Annotated in this window: 5 protein-coding genes; 2 read left to right on the forward strand and 3 right to left on the reverse strand. The window is 71.4% G+C overall.

Features of this window, described 5'->3' with window-relative positions:
• Positions 1 to 60: 60 nt before the first annotated feature.
• From GVL05_RS19440 to GVL05_RS19450, 3 genes are read right to left on the reverse strand one after another with little or no spacing between them, the layout of a single operon-like run.
• A complete protein-coding gene (locus GVL05_RS19440; RefSeq protein WP_159574211.1) occupies positions 61 to 492 on the reverse strand; it encodes a DNA methylase in 432 nt (143 codons plus the stop codon).
• Between the two features lie 29 nt (positions 493 to 521).
• Positions 522 to 863, reverse strand: coding sequence for an L-rhamnose mutarotase (locus GVL05_RS19445; RefSeq protein WP_123291976.1), 342 nt, complete (start codon positions 861 to 863; stop codon positions 522 to 524).
• The gene (locus GVL05_RS19450; RefSeq protein ID WP_200849283.1) at positions 860 to 2,215 is read right to left on the reverse strand and encodes an MFS transporter; all 1,356 of its coding nucleotides are present in this window, start codon (positions 2,213 to 2,215) and stop codon (positions 860 to 862) included. The genes GVL05_RS19445 and GVL05_RS19450 overlap by 4 nt, the downstream gene beginning before the upstream one ends.
• A gap of 449 nt (positions 2,216 to 2,664) precedes the next feature.
• Here GVL05_RS19450 and GVL05_RS19455 point away from each other — a divergent pair, with 449 nt between their 5' ends.
• Positions 2,665 to 3,675, forward strand: coding sequence for a LacI family DNA-binding transcriptional regulator (locus tag GVL05_RS19455; protein ID WP_123291975.1), 1,011 nt, complete (start codon positions 2,665 to 2,667; stop codon positions 3,673 to 3,675).
• Between the two features lie 79 nt (positions 3,676 to 3,754).
• A complete protein-coding gene (locus tag GVL05_RS19460; protein ID WP_123338735.1) occupies positions 3,755 to 4,840 on the forward strand; it encodes a LacI family DNA-binding transcriptional regulator in 1,086 nt (361 codons plus the stop codon).
• Positions 4,841 to 4,970: the final 130 nt, after the last annotated feature.

The following is a 4,970-nucleotide window of genomic DNA, read 5'->3' on the forward strand; positions in this document are numbered from 1 at the left end:
GGTCGGGGCGTCAGACTCGACCGTTTCTGCTCACGAAGTCATCCGGGCACGCACTCGCGCTCAGTCCGGCAGCACCGCGTCCGGGATGTCCCGCAGGAAGATCTCGATCGTCTTCGGACCGATCCCCTTGAGCGCGCCGAGTCGCTCGCGCAGGTCCTTCCGCGACGCCGCGGTCTTCACCAGGTGCGACACGGAGCCCTCGTCGGCGTCGAGCGTGTGCATCGTCTCGTGCAGGGCATCGGTCATCTGGTAGTCGAACCGCGCGTAGCCGCCCTCGTCCAGGACCCTCCGCAACTGCTCGCGTCCGGCGCCCGCGAACTTCCCCGGGCTGGTGAACCCGTGGTCGATGAGGACGCGGTAGGTCTCCGCCGCCTGCTCCTGCCGGATGGGCCGGCCGAAGAGCATGCTCGCGAGGAACCACCGGTAGAGCTGTTGGGGCTTGCCGTCGGACAGGTCGATCCCGAGGTCCGCGGCGTGGGTCACGTCGGCCATGGACCGGACGCTACCCGCTCCCCCGCTCCTCACTCGGCGGCGGCCGCCAGCTGGTCCTCCAGGTTGAACACCTCGGGCAGCACCCGCGCGGTCTGGTCCGCCCGACCCGTGGCACCGTCGAACAGGTCCTGCATGTGCGCCTCCCACGCGGTCGCGACCTCGGAGGCCGCGAGCGACGCGTCGGCATCGGCCACCGAGTCGGTCTCGTAGTAGCCGATCAGCAGGCCGTCGTCGTCGAGGAACAGGGAGTAGTTCCGCCGCCCCGCCGTGGCGATCGCCCGGAGCATCGCCGGCCAGACCGCGGCGTGCCGCTCGCGGTAGGCGTCCAGGTGCTCGGCCTGCACCTGCAGTCGGAAGCAGACGCGGGTCACCGGTCGGCCTCGGCGCGGCGACGCCGTTCGGCGTCCTGCACGGCGCGCTCATCGGCGGTGCGCACGGTACCGGTGACGGTGGTCACGGTGCCGTACCGCTCGGCCTCGATCGCCTCGAGCGTCTTGCCCTGCGTGCGCGGCGCCCAGATGGTGCCGACCAGGAACGACATCGCGAGGAGCCCCAGGATGAGTCCACCGAGTGCACGGAGTCCGATGTCCGACAGCAGCAGCGGGAACCAGATGCTCAGCAGACCGACCATGACCCGCGCGGCGAGGAAGAGCACGCCCTGCGCACTGGCCCGGTACCGGGTGGCGAAGAGCTCGCTCGTCCAGAGGCCGTAGAACGCCTGGGCACCGATGCCCGACGAGATGCCCCACGTCACGGCGAAGAACAGCAGCGTGCCGAGGTTCGCCGGTGCGTAAATCAGGACGGCCCAGGCGACGATCGCGAGCACCGCGCCGAGCGCGAACAGCAACCGTCGACTGACCCGGTCGCCGTAGCGCATGAAGCCGAAGTAGGTCGCGGCGACCGTGCAGCCCCACACCAGGATCTGCAGGCCGTACTGCTCGGTGACGCTCGTGACCCCGGTGGCCGAGTACACCCGCGGCTGGAAGATGCCTGCCTGCCCGGCGACGGTGTTCCAGAGCGCGTAGACGCCGAACAGGAACAGCATCGCGGTCAGGTTCCGGCGCCGGCTGAACAGCTGGGTGATCCCGTGGAAGAAGTTCGCGGTGCCGGTCGCGGCGCGCTCGTCCTTCCAGATCGCCGACTCCGGCAGCCCGCGGCGAAGCCACCAGACGACGGCGGCGACGACGAACAGGTGCGCGAAGATGAGCCGGCTGCCGAGCAGTCCGAGGGGTGCGGCGGCGATGGCCAACGCGAAGCCGACCATCGGGCCGATCGACCAGGCGAGCTGCGCGGTGCCGACGTGGGCCGCACGCTTGTCCGCCGGTGCCTGCTCGGCGATGTAGGTCCAGCTCGCCGGCACCCCGGCGCCGACCGCGATGCCGGTCAGGATGAAGCCGACCAACAGCATGCCGTAGCTGCCGGCGAAGACCGCGAGCAGGATGCCGAGCATGTAGAGCAGCAGGTCGTAGGTGTAGATGAACTTCCGGCCGTAGCGGTCGCACAGCGGTCCGCCGATGATGGCGCCGGCGGCGGCGCCGAACGCGTTCGCCGACAGGCTCGCCAGCAGACCGACCTCGAGGTCGCCGACGTGGAACTGCGCCTGCCACAGACTGAGGCTCGTGGCGATCGCGATGATCGACCCCGACTCGATGTAGTTCGACATGGCGACCGAGACGGTCGCCTTCCAGCCCGTGGTGCTCCGGGCTCCGATTCGGACCGCCATTGGTCCTCCGTTCGCGTGTTCGTCAGTGAATCGTTTCAACGGGACAGCGAGACGATAGTGCGCCCCGGCGGGCGTTAGCAAGTCCGTGCTGTGCGCGTCCGCGTGCGGCGCGCCCGCGTCCGCACGGTGCGCGGTCGCTCACTCGGTGCGCGGTCGCTCACTCGGTGCGCGGTCGCTCACTCGGTGCGAGGTTGCCCACTCCGTGCGGCGCTGCAAGCGCGCACCGAGCGGCCAACCTCGCACGTGGCGGCGCAGCACGCACGGTGCGACGCCGGAGCTGAGCACGCACGGGGCGCGGCCGCACCCACAATCTCGCACCGTGCGGTGGACCTGCCCACCCACCGGACGGGAGGCCCGGGTCCAGCCCGCACCGCGCCTCCCGTCCGCCGTTTTCCACAGATCACGGCGCGCACCGCCCGGAAGCGCAGGTGCGATGCCAGGATGGCCACATGGCGGTCAGTGTGCGAGAGGTGGCAGCGCTCGCCGGCGTGTCCCTGGGGACCGTGTCGAACGTCCTGAACCGCCCTGACAAGGTGGCCCCGACCACTGTCGACCGAGTGCAGTCCGCCATCGCCGCGCTCGGGTTCGTCCGCAACGACTCCGCACGCCAGCTCCGGGCCGGCCGCAGCTCCACCGTCGGCCTCATCGTGCTCGACGGCGGCAACCCGTTCTTCACCGACGTCGCGCGCGGTGCCGAAGACGCCGCGATGGACAAGGGCCTGGCCGTCCTGATCGGCAACTCCGACGAGTCCACCGACCGCGAGCGCACCTACGTCGACCTGTTCGAGGAACGCCGCGTCGCCGGCCTGCTCATCTCCCCCGCCGGTGACGACCTGTCCCGCCTCGCCCGCCTGCGCGACCAGGGCACCGCCGTCGTGCTCGTCGACCGCCGCGCCGACGACGAGCACTTCGCCTCGGTGTCGGTGGACGACGTCGCGGGCGGTCGCATCGCGGTCGAGCACCTCGCGGCCATCGGGCGGACACGCATCGCGTTCGTCGGTGGCCCGTCCAGCATCCGCCAGGTTGCCGACCGGCACGCCGGGGCACTGTCGGCGGCCCGGGCAGCGGGCATAGAGCTCGAGGTCCTGCCGACCGCGTCACTGTCGGTGCTCGAAGGACGTCGAATCGGCGAAGAACTCCAGGCACGCCCCCGCGGTGAACGGCCGGACGCGGTGTTCGCGGCGAACGACCTGCTCGCGGTCGGCCTCGAACAGGCGTTCATCATGCGCGGCACGATCGCGGTGCCGGACGAGATCGCGATCGTGGGCTACGACGACATCGCCTTCGCCGAGGCAGCCGTCGTCCCGTTGACCTCGGTGCGCCAGCCTGCACAGGACCTCGGGCGCCAGGCGATCGAGCTGTTGACGAAGCAGGTCGAGCTCGGGCAGGGCATCGACCTCGAGCACGTCGAGTTCACGCCGGAGCTCGTGGTCCGGCAGTCCTCCGTCGCCGACGCGTAGCCGACCGCCTCGCGTCTGCCCACCAGCCTGCCCGGCTCTGCGGCACGGATCGGCCGCCGCTGCGGCCTACGATCGGAGCATGGTGCATGTCCCCCGGCGCGACGGCCCGCCGAGCGTGCACCACGTCGCAGCTCGCGCCGGCGTCTCGCTGGCGACGGTCTCGAACGTCCTGAACCACCCCGAGCGGGTCGCCGAGCCCACGGCCGCACGCGTGCACGACGCGATCGCCGAACTCGGGTACACGCCGAACCGCAACGCCCGGGCACTGGTGTCCGGCAGCACCCGGGCGATCGGTCTCGTGGTCGCCTCGCTCCGCAACTCGCTGTTCACCGACGTGGTCAGCGGCGCGCACACGACCGCCCGCGAACGCCGGCGCACCCTGCTCGTCGCCAGCAGCGAGAACGACCTCGAGGCGCAGGGCGAACACCTCGCGTTCCTCGAGAGCACCCGGGTGTCCGGCATCCTGCTGGCCTCGATGACGGAGTCCCGCGCACAGGTCGAGGCAGCGAAGCAGCACGGCCTGCCCGTCGTCTACGTCAACTACGAACCGACCGAGGTGGACGCCTGCTCGGTGGTCGTCGACAACGAGCAGGCCGGGTACGTGGCCGCTCAGCACCTCATCGAGCAGGGCTGCCGACGCATCGGCTTCGTGAGTGCCCGGCCCGACCTGCAGCCGGTGGCCCGTCGCCGCGCGGGGCTCCTCCGCGCGATCGCGGAACACCCCGGAGTCGAACTCGTCGACGTCGACGCCGGTGACATCGACCCGCCCGGCGGCACCGACGCCGGCGCGCGGATCGCCGCGATGCCGGTCGCCGAACGGCCCGACGGCGTCCTGGGCGTCACGGACCTGCTCGCGATGGCGGTCGTCTCCGAGCTCCGAGCCGCCGGCATCCGCGTGCCCGAGGACATCCCGGTGTCGGGGTGCGACCACAACTCGGTCGCGTGGGGTGGCGCGGTGCCGTTGACCTCGGTCACCATGCACGGCGAGGAGATGGGCGCCACCGCGGTGGCCCTGCTGCTCGAGGAACTCTCCGACCCGATGCACGTCCACCGCACCGTGGTGCTCGGCAGCGAGCTCGTCCCCCGCGAGAGCACGCTCGGCCGCGCCGGTGCAGCGGCCGCGCGGGCCACGGCGCCGAGCGACCCGCGCCGCACCGAGGCCTGAGCGCCCGAAAGCGACAGTCCTGCGGCACGGGACGCCGTCTGGTCCGGCAAAGCGACAGATCCACGCGAACAGTTCGCGGCACACTGTCGCTTTCGCGAGTGGGGTGGAGGCAGGTCGGGCGAAGCAGGGC

It is taken from the genome of Curtobacterium sp. 18060, from assembly GCF_902706105.1.
Lineage (GTDB): Bacteria > Actinomycetota > Actinomycetes > Actinomycetales > Microbacteriaceae > Curtobacterium.

Excerpts from the sequence above, each read along its gene's own strand:
- GVL05_RS19450 (WP_200849283.1), bottom strand. The coding sequence starts at position 2,215 with ATGGCGGTCCGAATCGGAGCCCGGAGCACCACGGGCTGGAAGGCGACC.
- GVL05_RS19460 (WP_123338735.1), top strand. The coding sequence starts at position 3,755 with ATGGTGCATGTCCCCCGGCGCGACGGCCCGCCGAGCGTGCACCACGTC.
- GVL05_RS19440 (WP_159574211.1), bottom strand. The coding sequence starts at position 492 with ATGGCCGACGTGACCCACGCCGCGGACCTCGGGATCGACCTGTCCGAC.
- GVL05_RS19455 (WP_123291975.1), top strand. The coding sequence starts at position 2,665 with ATGGCGGTCAGTGTGCGAGAGGTGGCAGCGCTCGCCGGCGTGTCCCTG.